We start from the raw sequence: 24,020 nt of genomic DNA, 5'->3' as shown, positions 1-24,020 counted from the left end.
ACTCGACTCAAACCGACGCCGCGCCGCCCTTTCGGACCCGGCGCGGCGGCTCGGACAGGAAATTGCCAACGGGCGCGTTGCTTTGCGTCCATAACGATTTTATGGGCTTGGGCAACCCGGCCGAAAGCCGCGGCGGAAAGGAACATGCGTCATGGGTTTCCCCGGAACGTGGATGACCGAAAGCGAGAGCATCGCCTATCGCGTGGTGCCGAAATGCGCCTGCTCGACCATCGGGCAGATCATGTTCTACTCGGACCACGGCCGCTACTTCGACGGTGACATCCACGATTCCACCACCGGCCTGCACAAGTGGAACCAGGACCACAGCCATGAGCCGATCGAGCGCGCGGTCACGGCGCGCAAGCCGGTCAGCTTCACCTGCGTGCGCAACCCCTATGCGCGGGTGCTGTCGTCGTTCTTCGACAAGATCGCCGGCATCCAGCGCAACGGCAAGCGCTACCGCGGCAACCTGATCCCGCAGCTCATGCAGCGCTACGGCGTCGACGTCGGCTCGCCCGAGAACGACTTCGCCTTCGACCAGATCGCGAGCTTCCGCCGCTTCCTGCTCTTCGCCCGCGACACCATCCGCTGGCGCCGCCCGATGGAGCCGGACATCCACTGGTCGGCCATGTCCGGCCACATCGCCACCTTCATCGTGAACGGCGGGCGCTACGACCAGATCTTCTTCACCGAGAAGTTCAACGAGGGGATGCAGCGGGTGCTCGACGCCGCCGACACGCCGGTGAAGCTCGACGTGACCACGGTGCCGCGCTTCAACGAGAGCGAGGGGCACGGGCCGAAGCGGCTGCACAAGGTCAGCGACTACTTCGACGACCTGTCGCGGCACCTCGTGTGGGAGATCTACAAGAAAGACTTCCAGCTCTTCCGCTACGACTTCGACGACCCCGACAACAAGCTGCCGAAGGGCGAGGTCGATCTGGACGAGGTGCACGCCAAGCTCGGCCGCTGAGCAGCCGCCTCCGGCGGGCGTATCTGGGCCAGAACGAAGCCGCAGGGCTCGCGTCGCCCGGCCCGCCCCACCTCGGGCTGGACCCAAATATCCCGGGGTCCGGGGCAGCGCCCCGGTCCGGCACCGACGACCCGCTCAGATCGCCGGGCTGTGGCCCTTGGCCTCCATCTCGTAGCCGTCGAGCATCCGGGCGATCATCCGGGTGAGCGGGCGCCCCTCGAAGGGGATCGACAGCCCGGCGGCATTCACCGTCACCATCTCGCCGAACTGCGCCTTGATCGGGGCGAACAGCGCCGCGAGGCGGGGGGCCGTGAAGCCGTGGTCGCGGATGAACTCGTCGGCGCGGATCTCGAAGTCGCACATCAGCGCCTCGATCATGCGGGCGCGCCAGATGTCCTCGGGGGTGAACGCATGGCCGCGGGTGGTCGAGAACCGCCCCTCGCGGATGGCCTTGACGTGGGCACCGGTCGCGGGCGCGTTCTGCGCGTAGCCCTGCGGGAAGCGCGAGATGGACGAGGCGCCCATCCCCACCAGCGCCGTCGCCTGATCGTCGGTGTAGCCCTGGAAGTTGCGCCTGAGCATCCCCGCCCGCTGCGCGACCGCCAGCCCGTCGCCGGGGCGGGCGAAGTGGTCTATGCCGATCTCGTCATAGCCGTCCGCGACCAGCAGCCGCCGGGCCACCTCGAACAGCGCCAGCCGCGCCTGCGGGTCGGGCAGCGCCGCGTCCGGGATCATCACCTGCCGCTTGGCCATCCACGGCACATGGGCATAGCCGTAGAGCGCGATCCGGTCCGGCGAGAGCGCCATCAGCTTCTGGATCGAATCCGCGATCCGTTGCGGGGTCTGGTGGGGCAGGCCGTAGAGGATATCGGCGTTCAGGCTCTCGATCCCCCGGGCGCGGATCATGCGGACCGCCTCGGCGGTGACCTCGAAGCTCTGGTCGCGGCCGATGGTGGCCTGGATCGCCGGGTCGAAGTCCTGGATGCCGATCGAGGCGCGGGTCAGCCCCGCCTCGGCCAGCGCGTCCATGCGCGCCTCGTCGATCTCGTTGGGATCGATCTCGACCGAGAACTCGGCCCCCGGCGCCAGCGGGAAGGCGTCGAACACCGCCCCCGCCACGCGCCGCATCATGTCCGGCGGCATCAGCGTCGGCGTGCCCCCGCCCCAGTGCAACCGTGACAGCGTCACGCCGGGCGCGAGATGCGCCTTGAGCAGCGCAAGCTCCTGAATCAGCACGTCGGCATAGGCGCGCACCGGGGCGTCCGACTGCGTGCCCTGCGTCCGGCAGGCGCAGAACCAGCACAGCCGGCGGCAGAACGGGACGTGCATGTAAAGCGAGATCGCCGCGCCGGGCGGGATCGCCTCGACCCAGCGGGTGAAGTCCCCGGCCCCGATCGTGGGCTTGAAATGCGGCGCGGTGGGATAGGACGTATAGCGCGGCACGCGCGCGTCAAACAGTCCCAGCCGGGTGAGTTGCGATTCCTGTTCCATGCGCCTAGTCAGATACAAGCATCACACAGGCCAGCATTGACACAGGTCAAGTCCATATCACCCGCGGGCTGCCACCCGCTGCAGGTTCCCTGCGAGGATTGCCCGATCCGCTATCGGGCGGTCTGCGCGACCTGCGAGCCGTCGGAACTGACCGCGCTCGAGGGCAGCAAGTACTATCGCCGCTACGAGGCGGGGCAGGTGATCGGGCTGGCCGGCGAGCGGATGGACTTCGTGGCCTCGGTCGTCTCGGGCGTGGCCGGCCTCAGCCAGACGATGGAGGACGGCCGCACCCAGATGGTGGGCCTGCTGCTGCCGTCGGATTTCCTCGGCCGGCCCGGCCGCGACCGCTCGCCCTATGACGTGACGGCACTCTCCGAACTGCTGCTTTGCTGCTTCCGGCGCCGGCCGTTCGAGGGGCTGCTGCACTCGAGCCCCCGGGTGGCGGCGCGGCTGCTCGACATGACGCTCGACGAACTCGACGCGGCGCGGGACTGGCTGCTGCTGCTGGGACGCAAGTCGGCGCGCGAGAAGATCGCCTCGTTTCTCACCATCCTCGCCCGGCGCGAGGCGGTGCTGCGCCAGAGCCTGCCGACCGGCGGCACGGTGGTCGACCTGCCGCTGGGGCGCGAGGCGATGGCCGACTATCTCGGGCTGACGCTTGAGACGGTGAGCCGGCAGATCTCGGCCCTGCGGCGCGAGGGCGTCATTGCGCTCGAGGGCAGCCGCCGGGTGGTGATCCCCGACTTTCACCGCCTTGCGGCCGAAAGCGGCGACGATTCGGACGGCGGCCTGCCCTGCTGACCCGCGTGAGGGCGGCGGGGCAGGGGGGGGCGAGCCGGTCCCCCGGCCCGCCAGTGACCGCCGACTGACCCCTCAGCGTGCCATCAGGATCGGCAGCGGCGCCCGCTCGAGCATGTGTCGGGTGGCCCCGCCGAGGATCGCCTCGCGCAGCCGCGAGTGGCTGTAGGCGCCCATCACCACGAGGTCGGCGCCGGTCTCGGCGGCGCGGCGGTTCAGCACCTCGCTGACCGTGGGCAGCGTCTTGGCCAGCACCGCGATGTCGGCCTTGACCCCGTGCCGGGTCAGCTTCTGGCACAGCGCGCCCCCCGGGTCTGAGCCCTCGGGCGAGTGCGGCGAGGGGTCCACGACCGCGATCTCGACCGCTTCCGCCGCGCGCAGGATCGGCATCGCGCGGCGCACCGCGACCAGCGCCTCGTCGGACTGGTTCCAGGCGATCAGCACCCGCCGGCCCAGCCCCGCCACGTCGGTGAACCCGTGCGGCAGCACCAGCACCGGGCAGCTGCCCTCGAAGAGCGCCGCCTCGAGCACCGCCTCGGCGTCGGGCGCCGCGCCCTCGCCGTAGGGCTGGCTCAGCACCACGAGGTCCGAGAACCGCGCCCGCTGCGCGATCAGCGCCGAGACGCCGCCCATCTGCGCCACGGCGCTTTCGGTGGACCAGCGGATGTCTTCGGGCGCGAGCTGCGCCTTGACCTCGGTCTCGAGCGCCTCGGCCGAGGCCATGGCCCGGTCGATCGCCTCCTGGAAGACATAGGCCGAGGCGCCGGCGTAGTAGTAGCCGGTCTGGGTGTGATCGACGCCCAGGCAGAACACGTCGAGATGGGCGTCCTCGCGCCGCGCCAGCGCGATCGCGGCCTCGAGTTGCGCGGTCTGCCCCTGCCGGGTGACGACGGTGAGAATGGTCTTGTAGCCCATGCCTGTGCTCCTGAGGTCATCCACAGCGACCATACGCCGCGGAACGCCCGCGATTTGTTGACCCAGATCAATGTTTGGTCAACCTATGGCCCATAGACACGGTGCCACGGCGGGAAAGACCGATCGCGAAGTTGCGCGATTCGGTCAAAACCGCACAGGGACAAGGGACAAGACGACAATGTGGGATGTCATCAAGCTGATCGTGCTTGGCGTCATCGCGGTGTTCGCCGCGATAGGCGCCAACTACGCGCATGATCTGGCCTATATGGTGAACGCGCTGACGGTGATGCTGGCTGCAGGCCTCACCTTCCTGTGGCAGCTGCGCAGCATGGACGATCCGCGCCGCGCGGCCAGCCGCGTGGGGATCGAATCCGAGTATATGGATGGCGTGATCCGGGCCGGCGTGATCGCCACCGCCTTCTGGGGGGTCATCGGCTTCCTGGTCGGCGTGGTGATCGCCGCCCAGCTGGCGTGGCCGTCGCTGAACCTTTCGGATCTGGCCCACGGCTACCTGAACTTCGGCAAGCTGCGCCCGCTGCACACCAGCGCGGTGATCTTCGCCTTCGGGGGCAACGCGCTGATCTGCACGTCGTTCTACGTCGTCCAGCGGTCCTGCGCGACGCGGCTGTGGGGCGGAAACGCGGCCTGGTTCGTGTTCTGGGGCTACCAGCTGATGATCGTGCTCGCCGCGACCGGCTATATCCTCGGCGCCACCCAGTCCAAGGAATACGCCGAGCCCGAATGGTACGTGGACTGGTGGCTGACCACCGTCTGGGTCGTCTACCTCGCCGTCTACCTGGGCACGATTATGAAGCGGCGCGAGCCGCACATCTACGTCGCCAACTGGTTCTACCTGTCCTTCATCGTGACCATCGCGATGCTGCACGTGGTCAATAACCTGTCGCTGCCGGTCTCGGTCTTCGGGTCGAAGTCGGTGCAGCTCTTCTCGGGCGTGCAGGACGCGATGACGCAGTGGTGGTACGGCCACAACGCGGTGGGCTTCTTCCTGACCGCGGGCTTCCTCGGGATGATGTACTACTTCATTCCGAAGCAGGCCGAGCGTCCGGTCTACAGCTACAAGCTGTCGATCATCCACTTTTGGGCCCTGATCTTCATGTACATCTGGGCCGGTCCGCACCACCTGCACTACACCGCGCTGCCGCAGTGGGCCTCGACCCTCGGGATGGTGTTCTCGGTGATGCTGTGGATGCCCTCGTGGGGCGGCATGATCAATGGCCTGATGACCCTGTCGGGCGCCTGGGACAAGCTGCGCACCGACCCCATCATCCGGATGATGGTCGTCGCCGTGGGCTTCTACGGGATGGCGACCTTCGAAGGGCCGATGATGTCGATCAAGGCCGTGAACTCGCTGTCGCACTACACGGACTGGACCATCGGTCACGTCCACTCGGGTGCGCTCGGCTGGAACGGGATGATCACCTTCGGGGCGCTCTACTACCTGACCCCGCGGCTCTGGGGGCGTGAGCGGCTCTATTCCAACACGCTGGTGTCGTGGCACTTCTGGCTCGCGACCATCGGCCTGGTGCTCTACGCGTCCTCGATGTGGGTCTCTGGCATCATGGAAGGCCTGATGTGGCGCGAGGTTGACAGCCAGGGCTTCCTGGTCAACGCCTTCGCCGACACCGTGGTCGCCAAGTACCCGATGCTGGTGGTGCGGACGCTGGGCGGGGTGTTCTTCCTCAGCGGTGCGATCATCATGTGCTACAACCTGTGGGCCACCGTGGCCCGCCAGCCCCGCGTCGCGGACACCCGCGTCGCCGTGCCGGCCGAATGAGGATCTGACCGATGGCAATCCTTGACCACCACAAGATCCTCGAGAAGAACGCGACGCTGCTTCTGGTGTTCTCGTTCCTGATCGTCACCATCGGCGGGATCGTCCAGCTCACGCCGCTGTTCTACCTCGAGAACACCATCGAGAAGGTCGAGGGGGTGCGTCCCTACACCCCGCTCGAGCTGACCGGGCGCGACATCTACGTCCGCGAGGGCTGCTACGTCTGCCACAGCCAGATGATCCGCCCGATGCGCGACGAGGTCGAGCGTTACGGCCACTACAGCCTCGCGGCCGAGTCGATGTACGACCACCCCTTCCAGTGGGGCTCCAAGCGGACCGGGCCGGACCTGGCCCGGGTGGGCGGGCGCTATTCGGACGAATGGCACATCGACCACCTGACCCACCCGCAGGCGGTGGTGCCGGAATCGATCATGCCCTCGTACGGCTTCCTGCGGCAGCGGCTGATCGAGCCGACCCACATCGACGCCCGGATCACCGCCGACCGCCGCGTGGGCGTGCCCTACAGCGACGAGATGCTGGCCGAGGCGCGCGCCGACTGGCTGGCGCAGGCGGACCCGAACGCGGACGCCTCGGGGCTGCAGGCGCGCTACCCCGGCGCCCAGCAGCGGAACTTCGACCGCCAGGCGGGGGTGTCCGAGATGGACGCGCTGATCGCCTATCTGCAGGTGCTGGGCACGATGGTCGACTTCTCGACCTTCCAGCCCGAGCGGCATCGCTGACGGGGCGCACGGGATGGAGCGCTATTCCTTCCTGCGCCACCTCGCCGACAGCTGGGTCCTGCTGGTCCTGACCCTGATCTTCCTGGGGGTGATCCTGTTCGCCTTCAGGCCCGGGTCGCGCAAGGTCCAGCAGGACGCCGCCGAGAGCATCTTTCGAAACGAGACGAGACCCGCGACGGACCCCGAACCGGGCAGCAAGGAGGTCAAGTGATGGCCGATCCGACTGACGACACCCCCAAGCCGACCCCGCGCGACGAGCAGGTGGCCCGCAACGTCGGCGCCGATGCGTCCGACGCGCACGAGAGCCCGGCCAACCCCGACAACCGCATCTCGGTGGACCGCCGTGCGGCCGACGCCGAGAACGCGCAGCAGATCCTCGAAAACGCCCCCGAGACGATCGTCGGCGCGAAGCCCGGGGCGCGGCCGCAGGCCCGCAACACCCAGCGCCGCCGCGTCGGCAAGAACGTGGTCGAGGTCCAGTCCACCGGCCACAGCTGGGACGGGATCGAGGAATACGACAACCCGCTGCCGCGCTGGTGGCTCTGGACCTTCTACGCCACGATCATCTGGGCGGTGGGCTATGTGCTGGCCTATCCGGCGATCCCGCTGATCAACGGCTCGACCCAGGGCTTCATCGGCACCACACCGCGCGACGAGGTGGCGGTCGACATCCAGCGCTTCGCCGACGCCAACGCGCCGATCCAGCAGAAGCTGGCCTCGGTCGATCTGGCCGAGATCCGCAACGACCCCGAGCTGGTGAACTACACCAACAACGCCGGTCGCGCGGTCTTCAGCACCTGGTGCGTCCAGTGCCACCAGGCCGGCGGCGCCGGCGCGAACGGCTATCCCTCGCTGGTGGACGACGACTGGCTGTGGGGCGGCACGATCGACGACATCCACACGACGATCCTGCACGGCATCCGCAGCCCGGACGACCCGGACACCCGCTACTCGGAGATGCCGCGCTTCGGTGTGGACGGTCTGCTCGACGCGACCCAGATCGACGACGTGACGAACTATGTCATGTCGATGAGCGGCCTGCCGCATGACGCCGCCAAGGCGACCGCTGGCCAGCCGGTCTTCGCCGAGAACTGCGTCGCCTGCCACGGCGAGGACGGTACCGGCGACCGGGCCCAGGGTGCGCCGAACCTCACCAACGCGGTGTGGCTCTACAACAAGGGCGGCGCCCCGGACGAGGCGACCATCCGCCGGATCATCCACGACGGCCCGTTCGGCGTGATGCCTGCCTGGTCCAAGCGCCTGAGCGAGGCGGACATCAGGGCGGTTGCCGCCTATGTCCACGGCCTCGGCGGCGGCGAGTGATCCTTCGGGGGACCGGTCCCGCCGGTCCCCCCTTGCCTGCGGCGGCCTGCAGCCGCCGTCTTTTTCTTTCCACGAGGTCGCCTTCGCCGCCTGAGACGGCGTACTAACGTCGCTCCGGGATCGTCGCTCACCGTTTTCAGCCAAGTCCTTGCCCTTACGGTGCGGTGGCCAGAGCGCGGCGCGTCTCGCTGACCCTCGCGCCATCACCCGCCCCGGAAACGCCGCTTTAACGCTTTCCCCACCACCGCCCGCATGGCAGACTTGCCGCGACCCGCGCCACCCACGCGCGGCCGCGCAAGAAGACCGGGCATCCCATGTGCGACAAACCGTCCCTCTCAGACGCATCGCGGATGGCTTATATGAACGCCGGGCCTGCTCTGGCCCGTTCGCTGGCGGGTCCGTCCGCGCCACCCAGGATCGGCCCACGCCGGGCAGGAGAAGTCCATGTCGAGTGTCGAAAATGAACCCCCGCGGCTCTACGCCGCGCGCGAGCCGATCTTTCCGCGCCGCGTCTCGGGGACGTTCCGCAACCTGAAATGGGTGCTGATGGCACTCACCCTCGGCATCTACTACATCACGCCCTGGATCAGGTGGGACCGCGGCCCGGGCTTGCCTGACCAGGCGGTGCTCGTGGACCTCGCCAACCGGCGCTTCTTCTTCTTCTGGATCGAGATCTGGCCGCACGAGTTCTACTTCGTCGCGGGCCTCTTGATCATGGCCGGGCTCGGGCTCTTCCTCTTCACCTCGGCGCTGGGTCGGGTCTGGTGCGGCTACGCCTGCCCGCAGACCGTGTGGACCGACCTCTTCATCCTCGTCGAGCGCTGGGTCGAGGGCGACCGCAACGCCCGCATCCGCCTCTACAACCAGCCGTGGGACGCCCGGAAGGCGCGGCTCAGGGTGACCAAATGGACGCTCTGGCTGCTGATCGGCCTGCTGACCGGCGGGGCGTGGGTATTCTACTTCGCCGACGCGCCAACGCTGCTGCGCGACCTCGTGACCGGCCACGCGCACCCGGTCGCCTACACCACCATCGCCATCATGACCGCGACCACCTTCTTCTTCGGGGGCTTCGCGCGCGAGCAGATCTGCATCTACGCCTGCCCCTGGCCGCGCATCCAGGGCGCGATGATGGACGAGGACACGCTGACCGTCGCCTACCGCGAGTGGCGGGGCGAGCCGCGCGGCAAGATCCGCAAGGACGAGCGCACCAAGTCCGACGTGCCGCCCGGCGAAAAGGGCGACTGCATCGACTGCTATGCCTGCGTGAACGTGTGCCCGATGGGCATCGACATCCGCGACGGCCAGCAGCTTGAATGCATCACCTGCGCGCTCTGCATTGACGCCTGCGACGACATCATGGCCAAGATCGGCAAGCCGCGCGGGCTGATCGACTACATGGCGCTCGAGGACGAAAGCGCCGAGAAGACCGGGCACGAGGGCGCCTCGCTCTGGCGCCACGTGCTGCGGCCGAGGACGCTGCTCTACTTCACGCTCTGGGGGGCGATCGGGGTGGGGCTGATCGTGGCGCTGTTCATGCGCTCGCCCTATGACCTCAACGTCTCGCCGGTGCGCAGCCCGCTCTTCGTCACCATGTCGGACGGCTCGATCCGCAACACCTACGAGATGCGGCTGCGCAACAAGCAGGGCGAGGTCAAGACCTTCGCCATCGGGGCGGGCGACGCCAACGGCGCGCCGATCCCGGGGCTGGCGGTGACGCTCGAGGGCGAGCCGGGGACCGTGACGGTCAACCAGGACGCCACCTTCGAGCAGCGCGTCTACCTGACCGCCGAGCCCGCCTCGGCGTTGGCGACGGGCGGACAGACGCCGGTGACCATGTGGATCGAGGACACCACCTCGCACCGCCGGGCCACCGTGGGCACCGTCTTCCACGGGACCGACCGCTGATGGGTGCCGTGCTCTCCACCGTCGGCCCCTACGGCCTCATCCTCGGGGTCGCGGCGATCTTCGGGCTGCCGTTCCTGCTGTTCTCGCTCAGCCGGAACTTCACCGGCCGGCACATGCTCGGCTTTGCCGTGGGCATGTTCGGGGTCATCATCGGCATCAACATCTGGCTCGCCACGCAGGCGGTCCAGACCTTCCCGGGGCTCGAGACGACGAACTCCTATGTCGCCTCGCAGCGCTTCGACCGCGAGCGGGCGGCGCAGGACAAGCTCGGCTGGACGGTGACGCCGGACTATGACGGGCACGAGCTGACGCTGGCCATCCGCGACCGCGACGGCCACCCGGCGCGGGTGCGGACGCTCAGCGCCACGGTGGGCCGCCCCACCCATGTCCGCGACGACCAGACCCCGGTCTTCACCTACGACGGCGGCGTGTTCCGGGCGCCGCTGACGCTGGCGCCGGGGCTGTGGAACATCCATATCACCGCGGAAGCCGGGGACGGGACCGTATTCCGGCAGCGGATCGACCATTATGCCGGCGCCGAGGTGAAGTGATGACGGATGCCGCCGCTCAAGGGTACGAGGCGCGGCTGAGCGCCTGCCCCGCCTGTGACGTGGCGCCGCTCGCGGGCCGGATCGGGCGTCCCGACCCGGTGCGCGGCGACATCATGCTGTCGGTCCCCGCCGTCCATTGCGCGACCTGCATCACCGATGTCGAGCGGGTGCTGACGGCCCAGCCCGGCGTCCACGCCGCGCGCGTGAACCTGTCGCTGCGCCGCGTGGTGGTGGATGCCGAAGCGGGGGTGGCGGCCGCCGACCTGATCCCGGCGCTCGACCGGATCGGCTATGAGGCCTTCGAGCTCGATCCCGCCGCCCTGACCGCGACCGCCGCCGACCGGCAGGGGCGCGACATCCTGATGCGGATCGGGGTGTCGGGCTTTGCCATGATGAACATTATGATCCTGTCCGTCGCCGTCTGGTCCGGGGCCGACGACGCGACGCGGGACATGTTCCACTTCATTTCCGGCGCCATCGCGCTGCCGACCGTGGCCTTTGCCGGGCAGCCGTTCTTCTCGAGCGCCTGGCGGGCGCTACGGGCCGGGCGGCTGGGGATGGACGTGCCGATCTCGCTGGCGCTGATCCTCGCCAGCGCGATTTCGGTCTTCGAGACGCTGCATTCGGGGCATCACGCCTATTTCGACGCGGCGGTGATGCTGTGCTTCTTCCTGCTCGTCGGGCGCTATCTCGACTATCGCACCCGGGCCGTCGCGCGCTCGGCCGCCGAAGAGCTGACCGCGCTCGAGGTGCCGCGTGCGCTGCGGCTCGAGGATGGCGCGCCGGTCGAGGTGCGGGTGGCCGACCTCGTGCCGGGAGACCTGATCCTCGTGCGCCCCGGGGCGCGGGTGGCGGCTGACGGGGTGGTGACCGAGGGAGCGTCCGAGATCGACCGCTCGCTGTTGACGGGCGAGTCGGCCCCCGTGGCCGCGCGGCCCGGGGCCGAGCTCTCGGCAGGCGAGGTCAACCTGACCGGCCCGCTGACCCTGCGCGTCACGGCCGCGGGCCGCGACAGCTCGCTGGCGCGGCTCACGGCGCTGGTTGCTGCGGCGGAGTCGGCGCGGGGCCGCTATACCTCGGTCGCCGACCGCGCGAGCCGCGCCTATGCGCCGGTTGTCCACCTCATGGCGCTGTCGAGCTTCCTCGGCTGGCTCTGGATCACCCGCGACGCGCGGGTGGCGCTGAACGTGGCGGCGGCGGTGCTGATCATCACCTGCCCCTGTGCGCTCGGGCTCGCGGTGCCGGCGGTGGTGACGGCGGCCTCGGGGCGACTGTTCCGGCGCGGGCTGCTGATCAAGGACGGCACCGCGCTCGAGCGGCTGGCCGAGGTCGATACGGTGGTCTTCGACAAGACCGGCACGCTGACGATGGGCACGCCGCGGGTCGTGGCGGCGGCGCTGCCGCCCGAAGCGCAGGCGGTGGCCGCGGCGCTGGCGGGCGGTTCGGCGCATCCGCTGTCGCGCGCTCTGGCCGGGGCGCTCGATGTCGCGCCGGCGCGGCTGGACGAGCTGCGCGAGTGGCCCGGCTACGGCGTCGAGGCGCGCTGGAACGGCGAGACGGTCCGGCTCGGCCGCGCCGACTGGGCCGGGAGGGGCGAGGACGCCCAGGGCGCGGCAAGCTGGCTGCGGATCGGCGAGCGTGTGTGGCGGATCGATTTTGCCGACAGCCTGCGGCCGGGCGCCGCGGCCACCATCGCGTCGCTGCGCAAGCAGGGGCTGGGGGTGATGATGCTCTCGGGCGATGCCGCCGGGGCGGCGGGCGCCATCGCGGAGGAGCTCGGGATCGACGACTGGCGCGCCGGGATGACGCCGCAGGACAAGGCGGCGGCGGTCGCGGCGCTCGCGGCCGAGGGGCACAAGGTGCTGATGGTCGGCGACGGGCTGAACGACACCGCCGCGCTGGCGGGGGCGCACGCCTCGATCTCGCCGGCGAGCGCGCTCGATGCCGCGCGGGTGGCCTCCGACATGGTGCTGATGGGCAGCGCGCTCGGGCCGGTGGCCGAGGCGGTGCACGTCGCCCGCTCGGCGGCGCTGCGGATCCGTGAGAACTTTGCCCTGTCGATCCTCTACAACATCGTCGCGGTGCCCGTGGCCGTGGCCGGCCTCGCGACGCCGCTGCTGGCGGCGCTGGCGATGTCGCTGAGCTCGATCAGCGTGACGCTGAACGCCTTGAGGGTGCGCTGATGGACGTGCTGATCTTCCTCATCCCCGCGTCGCTGGGCCTTGGTGCGCTCGGCCTCGCGGCCTTCCTGTGGTCCTTGAGGAACCGACAGTATGAGGACCCCAAGGGTGATGCGGCGCGCATCCTCAGCAGCGAGTGGGACGACAAGCCGAAGCCGTGAGGGCAGGGGGCAGTGTTGGGATGGCGGACCAAGTACGGTGCGCCCTCCACCCGCTCGCCGTGCACCAGGCAGGTAGGCAAAGCCGCCGACGGCCTTCCTTGCTTTGATAGACACGGGTTAGACGACCGGGAGTGTGCGGAGTAGCGGACGGGCAAAAGGCAGATGGTCCGGCGCGGCTTGGCTTATCCTGTCCCGTGATAAGCGCCCTAGCATTTTTAGGGGTGGTCGCGCGATGGCGTACCGCAACGTCTGCGGCCTTGCCTTTCTCTGACGGCATCATCCGCGCACCCCTGCCGTTGTTGGGAGAGGTAACGTTCTGATGGACACGGTTCTTCGAGAGAACCCGTACGTCTTTATGCCGGATCGTCGCGCGGAGCAATGGGCGGAACTCGCTGGTCAGGCGGTGAAGGATCCGAGCGCGGCCTGCGCTTTTCTGCCGGGTTGCCACCGGATTGCTACAATAAACTGGCAAGCGCGGTTCAGCCCGGCGCTCCCTCGGCTTGGCCAGCGCCATGAAGCAGGTTTCTCCGGAATGAACGTCGTGTCCCCTCCCGCCCGGTGTAGGCGGCACCTACCGCCCCAACCCGTCACGGCTTACCGCCAGCGGCGACGGCGCCCAAGGACGCCGTCGCTCCTCTGCGCGTGATCCACAGGTCGTCCGGCCCAACCGATGGCGTCTGCGCACCCCGTGGACCTGCTTTCCGGCTGCCCTCCGGCGGCCCGCACGATGCAAATGCGGCCCTTTCCGCAACTCAGCCTCCCCGCGCCTCTCATCCCCCAAAAGCAAAAGGCCCGGACAACACGTCCGGGCCTCACACTCGTCACCCTGGTGGTGCGCTCAGTTCCCCAGCACCCGGCACCGCTGCGAGCGGGCGGCGAGCTTGTCGCAGGCCAGCCGGGCGCTGTCGCGCGAGAGGCCGGTGAAGGTCGCCTCCCACCCTTTCGGGGTGTTGCCGACGCGCCGCGTCGCGCTGTCGAGCACCGCGCTCTCCTGAAGGGCCAGGCGCAGCAGCAACTGCTCGGCCTCGGCCTTGGTCTTGAAGCGCCCGACGTTGATCGCGAACTTGCCGCGACCGGTCGAGGGGCGCGAGACGATCTCGGTCGCTTCGGGCTCGGAGCGGTCGCCCTCTTCCTCCTCCATCGCGGCGAGGATCACCGTGTCGGACTTGCGGACCGGCTTGGCCGACCGGGCGAGCTTCGTGTCCGCCGCAGGCGCCCGCGCCGCCTCGGCCGCGAAGGTCGAGCCGGGGGTGCGGGGCGCCTTGGCCTTGGCCGCCTTGCCGGTCGCCGCAGGGGGGGCGTCGGTCGAGGCGTCGGCGCCCTTCCGCGGCGCACGGGTGGGACGGTCGGCCGAGACGCTGGCGACGCGGGGCGCTTCGGCCTCGGCCGCGGGTTTGGGGTCGGCGGGGGCAGGGGCCTCGGCCACCTTCACTGCCGCGGGGGCTTCGTCGGGACGGCGCGAGGGGCGCGCGCCGGCCACACGACCGGCAGCGACGGCGCCCGCCACCGCTTCGGCCTGCGTGTCGGCGGCCGGCGCCGCGGCGACGCGGGCGGCAGCCTTGGGCTGCGCAGGCACCGCGACCGGGACGGCCGCCAGCGCCACCGTCGAGCCGCGCACCGGGCGGGCGGTTGCGACCGGCGGCTGCGTCTCGGGGGCGGCGCGCGCGACCTTCACCACGCGCTTCTTGTCGGCCAGATAGGCCGGCGCCTCGGGCCGGATCTCGCGGACCTGCGCCGGCGCCCGGCCGAAGCCGGCATCCAGCAATTGCGCCATCACCGCGTTGCGCTGCGCCGTCGACTGACCGCCCAGCACCGTGGCGATGATCCGCTTGGACCCGCGCTGCGCCGACGCCGTCAGGTTGAAACCCGCCGCGCGCGTGTAGCCGGTCTTGATCCCGTCCGCGCCCGCATAGCTGTCGAGGAACCGCTTGTTCGTGCTGGCGACCGTGGCCACGCCCGCATCGGCGGTGCGGCGCGAGAAGATCGAGTAATACTGCGGGAAATCATAGAACAACCGCCGCCCGAGGATGCTGAGATCGCGGGCGCTCGAGTAATGCCCCTCCTGCGTCAGCCCGTTGGCGTTGCGGAAGTTCGAGTTCCGCATCCCCAGCGCGCGGGCCATCTGGGTCATCTGGGCGCCGAACTGCGCCTCGGACCCGGCCAGCCCCTCGCCGATCACGGTCGCCGCATCGTTGGCGGATTTGACCGCCGCGGCGCGGATCAGGTAGCGCAGCTCGATCTGCTGGCCCGGGCGCAGGCCCAGCCGCGACGGCGGCTGGCTTGCGGCGTGGGTCGAGACGGTAAAGCGCGAGTCGAGCCGGACCTGGCCGCGCTCGATGGCCGTGAAGGCCATGTAGAGCGTCATCATCTTGGTCAGCGAGGCCGGGTGCAGCCGCGCATCCGCATTCTGGGAATAGATTTCCTTGCCCGTTCGCCCGTCCATGACGAAGGCTGCAAAGGGTGCGGCGGACAGCGCTGCTGGCATCATCGCGCCGATCAGCACCAGCCACCCCGCAACGAGGGTCTTGTAAAGTCTGTTCACTGCCCCGGTCTCTCTGCTCGCGGACGCGTTCTTCTTGCACGCCCTTTGTTAATGATCCGACAATAGCACGGGGTCTCGGATGCGGAAACCGCGTATTTGTCCGATTTTTGCCGCGTGAACCCCGACCAGCGGCCACCCGCCGGCGGCTGTGGACTTTTCATGCCCGCGCCGATCCCTATATTGCCCCCGGACCCCATCCCTGCAGGACGACGTGCCGTGCGAAGCTTCGCGACCCCCATCACCCTTGGCAAGCCGCCGACCCGGACCGATGGGGACGAGGATCTGGCGGTCAAGACGCGCCCGAAGACGCAACGGCCGCCGATGTACAAGGTCCTGCTGCTCAACGACGATTTCACCCCGATGGAGTTCGTGGTCCACATCCTCGAGCGGCTCTTCGGCATGACCCACGCCCAGGCGATCGAGATCATGCTGACCGTCCACCGCAAGGGGATCGCGGTCGTCGGCGTCTTCTCGCACGAGGTCGCCGAGACCAAGGTCGCGCAGGTGATGGAGCTGGCGCGCCGCCAGCAGCACCCGCTGCAATGCACGATGGAAAAGGAATAGCGTGGCAGGCTCGCGGCTCGACCTGATCGACCCGCCCGCGGGACGGCTGCTCGTCGTCGGCGGGCGGCCGGGCGACGTGGCGGGGCTGGACCCCGCGCGGGTGATGATCGCGCAGGGGTTCCGGCCCGATCACGACGCGCTCGCCGCGGCCGGCTTCACGGTGGCGCCGGGCATCACCGGCCCGGCCGAGGCGGCCGTGGTGGTGATGCCGCGGGCGCGGGCCGAGGCGCGGGCGCGGGTCGCGGCGGCGGCCGCGGTGCTGCCTGTGGGCGCGCCGCTCTGGATCGACGGGCAGAAGACCGACGGAATCGACGCGATGCTGCGCGACCTCAGGGCGCTGGTCCCGGTTGAGGACGTGCAGTCCCGCGCGCACGGCAAGATCTTTCGCCTCACGGTCCCCGAGGGCGACTGGCTGCCGGCCGGCTGGGCCGCGCGCGAGACGGTGGTGGACGGGTTCGTGACGCGGCCGGGCGTGTTCTCGGCCGATGGCGCCGACCCGGCATCGGTCCTGCTCGCCGCGCATCTGCCCGAGCGGATGCCGTCGCGCGTCGTCGATCTCGGCGCTGGCTGGGGCTGGCTTGCGGCGCAGGTGCTGGCCCGGCCGGGGGTGCAGGTGGTGCATCTGGTCGAGGCCGACCACACGGCGCTCGACTGCGCGCGGGGGAACGTCAGTGATCCGCGGGCGCAGTTCCACTGGGCCGATGCCACCCGCTTCCGCCTGCCCGCGCCGGTGAACGGGGTGGTGATGAACCCGCCGTTCCATGCCGGGCGGGCCGCCGATCCGCAGCTGGGCGCGCAGTTCATCCGCGCCGCGGCCGGGCTGCTGACCGGGGCGGGGCGGCTGTGGATGGTCGCCAACCGTCAGCTGCCGTATGAGCCGGTGCTGGCCGAGAGCTTCGCCGAGGTGGCCGAGATCGGCGGCGATTCCCGCTTCAAGCTGCTGAGCGCGACCGGCGCCGGGCAGCGTCGATCGGGCGCCGGCCGCCCTGCCGCGGGACGCACCAAGGGCCGGCGCTGAAGCTTAGCGCGGCTCGGGGAAGGCCTCGCGGCAGGCGCGGACCGCGGCCTCGGCATGGCTGCGCAGCGCCGCCTGCCTCTGGCGCAGGTTCTCGGCCTTGCGGCGTTCGGCCGCGGGGTCGATGGCGACGCGGTAGCGCTCGGTGTCCGAGACGTCGCGCAGACAAGGGCGGGTGCGCCACTGCGGGTTGCCGTCGCGGTCGCGCACCACCACCGGGCAGTCGCGCCACTCGGTCCGGGTAATCTCGCGTTCTTGCCAGGCGTAGCCGCGGGCGAGGTTGCCCTCGACCTCGGCCAGCAGGTTCGAGACGACGCGATACTCGCGGGTATTGCGGGCGACGCATTGCTCCTGCGGGGTGCCGCAGGCCGAGAGCATCAGCGATCCGGCCAGCACGGCCGTCAGGGACAGGGTCAGGTTGCGGGTCATCGGGCGCGCCTCTAAGCAGATGGGCAAGAGTAGCCCCAGCCCGCACCGGGCGGCAAATCACGAAAGGACCGGCGATGGACAGGGCATCCGAGAGGGTTGGCGGGCTGGCGTCCGAGATGACCGCCGAACGGGCCGAGGCCGCGCGCTGGTTCCACGCGCTGCGGGACCGCATCGTGGCGGCGTTCGAGGCGCTCGAGGATCGCGCGGGCGGGACGGCGCCCGCGGGGCGGTTCGAGGTGACGCCGACGGCGCGGGCCGGGGATGGCGGCGGCGGGATCATGTCGGTGATGCGCGGCGGCCGGGTGTTCGAGAAGGTGGGCGTGAACTGGTCCGAGGTGCACGGCACGCTCGCCCCCCGCGCGCAGGCTGCGATGGCCGCCCGCGGGGTGCCGGGAATGGCCGAGGACCCGCGGTTCTGGGCCTCGGGCATCAGCCTCGTTGCGCATATGCAGAACCCGCACGCGCCGGCCGTGCACATGAACACCCGGATGTTCTGGACCCCCGGCGCCTGGTGGTTCGGCGGCGGGTCCGACCTCAACCCCTGCCTCGAATATGCCGAGGACACGCGGCATTTCCACGACACGCTGCGCGCCGCCTGCCTGCCGCACGGCAGCGACTATTACGACCGCTTCAAGGCCTGGGCGGACGAGTATTTCTTCATCCCCCACCGCGGCCGGGCGCGGGGCGTGGGCGGGATCTTCTACGACGACCTGAACACCGCCGACTGGCAGGCGGACTTTGCCTTCACCCGCGCGGTGGGCGAGGCGTTCCTGCCCGCCTTCCTGCCGCTGGCCGAGCGGCGCATGGAAACGCCCTTCGACGCCGCCGACCGCGACGTGCAGCTGATCCACCGCGGGCTCTATGCCGAATACAACCTCGTCTATGACCGGGGGACGAAGTTCGGGCTCGAGACCGGGCACAACGCCGATGCGGTGCTCATGAGCTTGCCGCCGCTGGCGAAATGGGTCTGACGGCCCGCTGAACCTCAGGCGGCGCGCAGGAGCCACGCGACCCCGGCCACGACCAGCGCCATCCCGGCCAGCTCGCGCCGCCCCATCGCCTCGCGGCGGCGGCGCGAGACGGCGGCGGCAAAGACGACCTCGACCAGCGCGAGGGTGCGGACGTCCGCCGCCGGGGCCAGCGCGAAGCCGATGAACCAGAACTGCGAGGCGAGCGCGCCGAGCAACCCGGCGCCGAGCGACTCGCGCCACGCCGACGTCATCCCGCGCAGGGCGCGTCGGTCGCGGGCGGCAAGCCAGCCGCCGATCAGCAGCGTCTGGATCGCCAGCGCGAGCACCAGCACGACGCTCGCCCGCGCGACGCTCGGGCCGTCGCCGAGGGCGAGGATCGCCGCCCGGAACCCCAGCGCCGACAACCCGAACAGCGCCCCGGCCGCCACCGCCAGCGCGACCGGGCGCCCGCCCGCGCGCTGCCAGCCGCCGCCCGAAAGCAGCAGCACCCCCAGCGTGGCGGTGGCGATGGCGCCGAGCCGCGCCGGCCCCAGCGGCTCGGCGAGCACGGCCGCGCCCATCAGCGCGAGCGTCAGCGGCTCGGTCTTGACCAGCGCCGTGGCCACGGCAAAGCCGCGCCGCTGCATGGCCGACAGCATCAGCGCGGTGGCGGCGATCTGGGCCAGAGCGCCGACGAGCGCCCAGCCCGCAGCGGGCGCCGTCAGCGCCGGCAGCGGCGCGACCTGCGCCACGGCGACAAGGAACAGCGCCGCGAAGGGCAGGCCGAAGAGGAACCGCACTCCGGTCGCGCCCAGCGTCCCGATGCGCGCGGTCAGCCCCGCCTGCGCCGCGTTGCGCCCGGTCTGGGCCAGCGCGGCGATCAGCGTGGCCGCGATCCACATGGGTCAGGCCCCGGCGCGCACCGTCTCGACCATCAGCGCGACGTTCTCGGGGTCGGCGTCGGGGGTGATCCCGTGCCCGAGGTTGAAGATATGCGGCCCGCCCGCAAACGCCCGCACGATCCGCCGCGTCTCGTCGACCAGCGCCGGACCGCCGGTGACCATGTGCCCGGGCGCGAGGTTCCCCTGCACGCAGCCGTCCACCTGCACGTTCGCCGCCGCCCACTCGGCCGCGACCGAGTTGTCGAGCGCCACCGCATCCGCCCCCGTCGCCCGGGCGAAGCCGACGTAGCGCGCCCCCGCCTCGCGCGGGAAGGCGATGATCGGCACGCTGGGGTGACGCGCTTTCAGCGCGGCGATGATCCGGGCGATCGGCGCGCGGCAGAAATCGTCGAAATCCTGGCCTTCGAGGCTGCCGGCCCAGCTGTCGAACAGCTTCACGACCTCGGCCCCGGCCTCGATCTGGGCCGAGAGATACTCGATCGTCGCCTCGGTCAGCCGGTCGATGATCGCCGCAAAGGTCGCCCGGTCAGCGGCCTTGAGCGCGTGCGCCGCGCCCTGGTCCTTGGACCCGCGCCCGGCGATCATGTAGGTGGCGACCGTCCACGGCGCCCCGGCAAAGCCGATCAGCGTCGTCTCGGCGGGCAACTCGCGGCGCAGGATGCGGATCGTCTCGTAAACCGGCGCGAGGGTCTCGTGGACCGCGCCGGCGGGTTTGAGCGCCGCGAACTCGGCCGGGGTGGTGGTGGTCGAGAGCCGCGGCCCCTCGCCGGTGACGAACCACAGGTCGGAGCCGAGCGCCTGCGGGACCAACAGGATGTCGGCGAACAGGATCGCTGCGTCGAACCCGTAGCGGCGGATCGGCTGCAGCGTGACCTCAGCGGCGAGGTCGGGATTGTAGCAGAGCGACAGGAAGTCCCCGGCCTGCGCGCGGGTCGCGCGGTATTCGGGCAGGTAGCGCCCGGCCTGCCGCATCATCCAGATCGGCGGCGTGGGCAGGCGTTCCCCCGCCAGCGCGCGCAGGATGGTCTTGGTCGGGGCCGGGGCGGCGGGGGAGGGGGCGTCGGTCATGGTGCGCCCTTGTCGCAAGCCGCACGGCGCAGCGCAAGCGGCGCGGGCGTGCGCGGATTGCCGCGGGGGTTGGGGTCCTGGAGCCTTCGCGTCCGCACACCACTTCTTTCTGGCCCAAAGACCCCTCGGCGCTGCCACCCAAGCGGCGCGCTGGGCCAGGGGGCCTATTCCACCGCCACCTGCTGCCGCAACTGCCCGGCGCGGTCATAGACCAGCACCTCGCCCGCCTCGGTCACCACCACCGTCCAGTCGCGGGCAAAGGTCACTGCCGCGGCCCGCGCCCCCGCGGGCAGCGCGACCCCCTCGGGCAGCACCGGCAGCGGCGGTTGCGACAGCCGCAGCCACAGGATCGCCACCAGCGACAGGATGCCGACGCCCATCGCCAGCGCGAGCCCCGTCACCACCCGGCGCAGCCAGGCCAGTTCGGGGACTTTCGCCGCCCCGGCCGTGCCCCTATCATCGCCTGCCATGCCCGATCTTACCTCTGACCCTGACGCCGCTCTCGTCATCACCCTCGCCGAGACTGGCGAGATACCCGACCGCGTTGATAAGGCGCTGGCCGCCGCCGCGCCAGCGTCGGCCGCGCTGTCACGCTCGCGCCTCGCCCGGCTGATCGCCGAGGGCGCCGTCGCGGGGCCCGCCGGACAAGTCACCGACGGCAAGGCCCGCGCGCTGCCCGGCGCCTACAGCATCCGCCTCGACCCGCCGCGCCCGATCGCGGCCGAGGCGCAGGCCATCGCGCTGAACATCGCGTATGAGGATGACGCGCTGATCGTCATCGACAAGCCCGCGGGCATGGTCGTCCACCCGGCGCCGGGGACGCCCGACGGCACGCTGGTGAACGCGCTGCTCGCTCATTGCGCAGGCAGCCTGTCGGGGATCGGCGGCGCGGCGCGGCCGGGGATCGTCCACCGCATCGACAAGGACACCTCGGGCCTGCTGGTCGTCGCCAAGACCGACCGCGCCCACCAGTCGCTCGCCCGCCAGTTCGAGGATCACTCGGCCGCCCGCCGCTATCTCGCCCTCGCCCACGGCGTCATCGACCCGGCCGACCCGCGGCTGCGCGGCCTTGCCGGGGTCAGCTTCGAGCCGGGCAACGTGCTCAGGATCGCCACACGCCTCGGCCGCCACCCCACCGACCGCCAGCGCCAGGCGGTGAGCCATGAGCGCGGCCGCCACGCCGTGACGCGGGCGGTGATGCGCGAGGCCTTCGGCACCCCGCCCGCGGCGATGCTGGTCGAATGCCGGCTCGAGACCGGGCGCACCCACCAGATCCGCGTGCATCTCGCCTATTGCGGCCTCGGGCTGATCGGCGACCCGGTCTATGGCGGCGCCCGTCGCGCCTCGACCCGGGCGCTGGGCGCGGCGGCGGCCGAGGTGGCGGCCTTCCCGCGCCAGGCGCTGCACGCCGCGCATCTGGGCTTTGCCCACCCCGACGACGGCCGCTGGCTGGCCTTCGACAGCCCGCTGCCGCCCGACATGGCGGCGCTGCTCGACGCGCTGCGCGGGGCCGGTGACGCCACGGCGGCGAAGTGAAACGCTCAGGAACCCGAAGTCCCCGACTGGCGTTTCCACTCGGTTAACCCGACACCCGCTAGATTGCCCGCGCCGATGCCCGATGCGGCCACATTGCAGGACACCGATGGCCAGCTACACCAACCTTCCGGCCCCCAGCCCCGAACAGGGGATGAACCGCTATCTTCAGGAAATCCGCAAGTTCCCGCTGCTGGAACCGGAAGAAGAGTACATGCTCGCCAAGGCTTGGGTGGATCACGAGGACAGCGCGGCCGCGCACAAGCTCGTGACCTCGCACCTGCGTCTCGCGGCCAAGATCGCCATGGGCTATCGCGGCTACGGCCTGCCGCAGGCCGAGGTAATTTCGGAAGCGAACGTGGGCCTGATGCAGGCGGTCAAGCGCTTCGATCCTGAGAAGGGCTTCCGCCTTGCCACCTACGCGATGTGGTGGATCCGCGCCTCGATCCAGGAATACATCCTGCGGTCGTGGAGCCTGGTGAAGATGGGCACCACCTCGGCGCAGAAGAAGCTGTTCTTCAACCTGCGCAAGGCCAAGGCCAAGCTGGGCGCGCTGGAAGAGGGCGACCTGCGGCCCGAGAACGTGGCCCGGATCGCCCACGACCTGAACGTGACCGAGCAGGAGGTGGTGGACATGAACCGCCGCCTGTCGGGCGGCGACGCCTCGCTGAACGCCACGGTCGGCAGCGCCGACGGCGATTCGACGGCGCAGTGGCAGGACTGGCTCGAGGACGATACCGCCAACCAGGCCGAGGCCTATGCCGAGGCGGACGAGCTCGACACCCGCCGGTCTATGCTGACCGCGGCGATGGACGTGCTGAACGACCGCGAGCGCGACATCCTCACCGAGCGCCGTCTGCGCGACGACCCGGTGACGCTCGAGGACCTGTCGGGGCGCTACGGCGTCTCGCGTGAGCGCATCCGGCAGATCGAGGTCCGGGCGTTTGAGAAGCTGCAGGAGCGGATGCGCCGCCTGGCCGGCGAGCGCGGCATGGAGATGGGAGAGGAGTAAGGGGGCTAGGGGCGTGGCAGGTTGCGGCCCCGCTGGGCAGGAAGTCCTGCCGCCCTTCGCGGAGAAGGCGTGCCGCCCCGGATGGCCAACGGCTTTATGGTTGGTGCTCAATTATGGCTGGTGCTCAGTCGTGAGGCGATGGCAAGACCAGCCCTTTGACGGCCATATCCACACGACGCGGGCAGTGTTCTGCGAATTGGTGATGACGTGCGACTAGCGTGATGCACCTCGATGTGGAGCCATCGTGGTCCACTTCGTCAATGTGGCTAGCGGCTGTGAGCGTCCCCGACTGGGCCGATAAGCGCAGTTTCGCGTCAGGCTGACCTGCACTGCCGCTAGATATTCGCTATCCGCACAAACCGTGTCAGGCGCGCACAATTGTCTTAAACCGAGGGTAATTGGTAGACCGGCATAGCTCCCGACTGGCCACGCTCGATAGTTGTTGGTGTGAGGCTATGGAATTGGCCGAACTCCCAGCGGACCGCCTGCCGCGATTGCTCGCGTTCCGCTCGCGGCGGGCCAATTCGATTCTGGCGACGCAAGCTGCGCGGCCCCAGCTCCCAGCTCAGCTCCGACCGCAGTTGCGCGTCTTTCGTCTTCGCCTTCTAGGCAAACGCGAGGCCGTCGGCTTCAGAGTAGGATCGTCGCTCTCGACAGCCAAACCGCCCGTCTGCGTCCGCTAACGTCATTTGAGCGACACCGGCGCGGTTTCTTGCGCTCGCGATCCAACCCGCGCCGGCTGCTAATGCATCTCGAGGGCGCCGCGAGAGGCACTCCGCGAGCCCCCCAGCACGACATCGCCTCGCCTGCGGCACGGCCGGTCTTACCTACCCTGCGCGTCGCCAGCACCGCCCGCCGCGCCGGCGCTGCCCGCGACGCTGCTGCCAGCACCACCCGCAGCCTCACCCCGCAGCGTCTCGATCATTGCCCGCAGCTCGGCGTTCTCCGTCCGCGCCTTGATCGCCATCTCGCGCACCGCCTCGAACTCGTCGCGGGTGACGAGGTTGCGGTCGGCGAGCCAGCGGTCCACCCAGCCCTTCATCGCCGTCTCGGCCTCGTCGCGGGCGCCCTGCGCCACGCCCATCGCGTTGCTCATCAGCCGCGACATGTCGTCGAAAAGGCCGCCGCTGCCGGGTTTCTGGGTGGTCATGCGCGTCATCCTGTTGCCAAGGGGCGCGC

At 70.3% G+C, this 24,020-nt stretch carries 23 protein-coding genes; 15 read left to right on the top strand and 8 right to left on the bottom strand.

All coding sequences use genetic code 11. The annotated features are described in order from the left end of the window. Positions 1–151: 151 nt before the first annotated feature. Positions 152–970, top strand: a complete 819-nt coding sequence (locus ACFHYO_RS03710) for a sulfotransferase family protein (RefSeq protein WP_394318470.1) — start codon at positions 152–154, stop codon at positions 968–970. 135 nt (positions 971–1,105) lie between these two features. On the opposite strand, the gene hemN is transcribed toward ACFHYO_RS03710, so the two are convergent. Next, positions 1,106–2,461: an oxygen-independent coproporphyrinogen III oxidase gene (gene hemN / locus ACFHYO_RS03705; RefSeq protein WP_394318468.1), complete on the bottom strand. Its 1,356-nt coding sequence runs from the start codon at positions 2,459–2,461 to the stop codon at positions 1,106–1,108. Positions 2,462–2,515: 54 nt separating this feature from the next. Here hemN and fnrL point away from each other — a divergent pair, with 54 nt between their 5' ends. After that, positions 2,516–3,262, top strand: coding sequence for a transcriptional regulator FnrL (fnrL, locus tag ACFHYO_RS03700; protein WP_052171611.1), 747 nt, complete (start codon positions 2,516–2,518; stop codon positions 3,260–3,262). A gap of 72 nt (positions 3,263–3,334) precedes the next feature. Here the strand turns inward: fnrL and ACFHYO_RS03695 are convergent, their stop codons facing one another. Continuing rightward, positions 3,335–4,174, bottom strand: a complete 840-nt coding sequence (locus ACFHYO_RS03695; protein WP_036699642.1) for a universal stress protein — start codon at positions 4,172–4,174, stop codon at positions 3,335–3,337. 178 nt (positions 4,175–4,352) lie between these two features. Here ACFHYO_RS03695 and ccoN point away from each other — a divergent pair, with 178 nt between their 5' ends. The 8 genes from ccoN (at position 4,353) to ccoS (ending at position 12,826) form a co-directional block, all read left to right on the top strand. After that, the gene (gene ccoN / locus ACFHYO_RS03690; protein WP_036707156.1) at positions 4,353–5,969 is read left to right on the top strand and encodes a cytochrome-c oxidase, cbb3-type subunit I; all 1,617 of its coding nucleotides are present in this window, start codon (positions 4,353–4,355) and stop codon (positions 5,967–5,969) included. Between the two features lie 11 nt (positions 5,970–5,980). Continuing rightward, complete coding sequence (gene ccoO, locus ACFHYO_RS03685; protein WP_036699648.1) at positions 5,981–6,706, top strand: cytochrome-c oxidase, cbb3-type subunit II; 726 nt, start codon at positions 5,981–5,983, stop codon at positions 6,704–6,706. Between the two features lie 13 nt (positions 6,707–6,719). Continuing rightward, a complete protein-coding gene (locus ACFHYO_RS03680) occupies positions 6,720–6,917 on the top strand; it encodes a CcoQ/FixQ family Cbb3-type cytochrome c oxidase assembly chaperone (RefSeq protein WP_036699651.1) in 198 nt (65 codons plus the stop codon). A gap of 254 nt (positions 6,918–7,171) precedes the next feature. Beyond that, complete coding sequence (gene ccoP / locus ACFHYO_RS03675; protein WP_036731054.1) at positions 7,172–8,029, top strand: cytochrome-c oxidase, cbb3-type subunit III; 858 nt, start codon at positions 7,172–7,174, stop codon at positions 8,027–8,029. A 444-nt stretch (positions 8,030–8,473) separates the two neighbouring features. After that, complete coding sequence (gene ccoG, locus ACFHYO_RS03670; RefSeq protein ID WP_394318465.1) at positions 8,474–9,934, top strand: cytochrome c oxidase accessory protein CcoG; 1,461 nt, start codon at positions 8,474–8,476, stop codon at positions 9,932–9,934. After that, positions 9,934–10,485 carry a FixH family protein gene (locus ACFHYO_RS03665; protein WP_081962493.1) on the top strand — a complete coding sequence of 184 codons (552 nt, stop codon included), beginning with the start codon at positions 9,934–9,936 and terminating at the stop codon, positions 10,483–10,485. Before ccoG ends, ACFHYO_RS03665 begins: the two co-directional genes overlap by 1 nt. Next, positions 10,485–12,668, top strand: coding sequence for a heavy metal translocating P-type ATPase (locus ACFHYO_RS03660; RefSeq protein WP_394318463.1), 2,184 nt, complete (start codon positions 10,485–10,487; stop codon positions 12,666–12,668). The genes ACFHYO_RS03665 and ACFHYO_RS03660 overlap by 1 nt, the downstream gene beginning before the upstream one ends. Further along, on the top strand, positions 12,668–12,826 hold the full coding sequence (ccoS, locus tag ACFHYO_RS03655) for a cbb3-type cytochrome oxidase assembly protein CcoS (RefSeq protein ID WP_036699659.1): 159 nt from the start codon (positions 12,668–12,670) through the stop codon (positions 12,824–12,826). Before ACFHYO_RS03660 ends, ccoS begins: the two co-directional genes overlap by 1 nt. 838 nt (positions 12,827–13,664) lie before the next feature. On the opposite strand, the gene ACFHYO_RS03650 is transcribed toward ccoS, so the two are convergent. Continuing rightward, positions 13,665–15,368, bottom strand: coding sequence for a D-alanyl-D-alanine carboxypeptidase family protein (locus ACFHYO_RS03650; protein ID WP_394318461.1), 1,704 nt, complete (start codon positions 15,366–15,368; stop codon positions 13,665–13,667). Between the two features lie 216 nt (positions 15,369–15,584). Between ACFHYO_RS03650 and clpS the strand changes: the two genes are divergently transcribed. Continuing rightward, complete coding sequence (gene clpS / locus ACFHYO_RS03645) at positions 15,585–15,932, top strand: ATP-dependent Clp protease adapter ClpS (RefSeq protein ID WP_394318459.1); 348 nt, start codon at positions 15,585–15,587, stop codon at positions 15,930–15,932. 1 nt (position 15,933) lies between these two features. Continuing rightward, a complete protein-coding gene (locus ACFHYO_RS03640) occupies positions 15,934–16,950 on the top strand; it encodes a class I SAM-dependent methyltransferase (RefSeq protein ID WP_394318457.1) in 1,017 nt (338 codons plus the stop codon). Positions 16,951–16,953: 3 nt separating this feature from the next. Here the strand turns inward: ACFHYO_RS03640 and ACFHYO_RS03635 are convergent, their stop codons facing one another. Then, positions 16,954–17,376 (bottom strand): hypothetical protein, encoded by a 423-nt coding sequence (locus ACFHYO_RS03635; RefSeq protein ID WP_394318455.1) that lies wholly within the window; start codon positions 17,374–17,376, stop codon positions 16,954–16,956. A 116-nt stretch (positions 17,377–17,492) separates the two neighbouring features. Between ACFHYO_RS03635 and hemF the strand changes: the two genes are divergently transcribed. Further along, positions 17,493–18,347, top strand: a complete 855-nt coding sequence (hemF, locus tag ACFHYO_RS03630) for an oxygen-dependent coproporphyrinogen oxidase (RefSeq protein ID WP_394318579.1) — start codon at positions 17,493–17,495, stop codon at positions 18,345–18,347. Between the two features lie 14 nt (positions 18,348–18,361). Here the strand turns inward: hemF and ACFHYO_RS03625 are convergent, their stop codons facing one another. From ACFHYO_RS03625 to ACFHYO_RS03615, 3 genes are all read right to left on the bottom strand, one after another. Further along, complete coding sequence (locus ACFHYO_RS03625) at positions 18,362–19,228, bottom strand: EamA family transporter (protein ID WP_394318453.1); 867 nt, start codon at positions 19,226–19,228, stop codon at positions 18,362–18,364. Positions 19,229–19,231: 3 nt separating this feature from the next. Then, positions 19,232–20,296 (bottom strand): uroporphyrinogen decarboxylase, encoded by a 1,065-nt coding sequence (gene hemE / locus ACFHYO_RS03620; RefSeq protein WP_394318451.1) that lies wholly within the window; start codon positions 20,294–20,296, stop codon positions 19,232–19,234. A gap of 164 nt (positions 20,297–20,460) precedes the next feature. Next, entirely contained in the window at positions 20,461–20,766 is a 306-nt protein-coding gene (locus tag ACFHYO_RS03615) for a DUF6476 family protein (RefSeq protein WP_394318449.1), read from the bottom strand. On the opposite strand from ACFHYO_RS03615, the gene ACFHYO_RS03610 reads away from it, so the two are divergent. Beyond that, entirely contained in the window at positions 20,765–21,832 is a 1,068-nt protein-coding gene (locus ACFHYO_RS03610; protein ID WP_394318447.1) for an RluA family pseudouridine synthase, read from the top strand. The genes ACFHYO_RS03615 and ACFHYO_RS03610 overlap by 2 nt on opposite strands. A gap of 106 nt (positions 21,833–21,938) precedes the next feature. Then, positions 21,939–22,841 carry an RNA polymerase sigma factor RpoH gene (gene rpoH / locus ACFHYO_RS03605; RefSeq protein WP_036707169.1) on the top strand — a complete coding sequence of 301 codons (903 nt, stop codon included), beginning with the start codon at positions 21,939–21,941 and terminating at the stop codon, positions 22,839–22,841. An 823-nt stretch (positions 22,842–23,664) separates the two neighbouring features. On the opposite strand, the gene ACFHYO_RS03600 is transcribed toward rpoH, so the two are convergent. Next, a complete protein-coding gene (locus ACFHYO_RS03600; protein WP_168782260.1) occupies positions 23,665–23,991 on the bottom strand; it encodes an accessory factor UbiK family protein in 327 nt (108 codons plus the stop codon). Between the last annotated feature and the right edge of the window lie 29 nt (positions 23,992–24,020).

This window comes from Paracoccus panacisoli (assembly GCF_042435015.1).
GTDB lineage: Bacteria > Pseudomonadota > Alphaproteobacteria > Rhodobacterales > Rhodobacteraceae > Paracoccus > Paracoccus panacisoli.
This window is presented reverse-complemented; position numbering and strand designations above follow the sequence as displayed.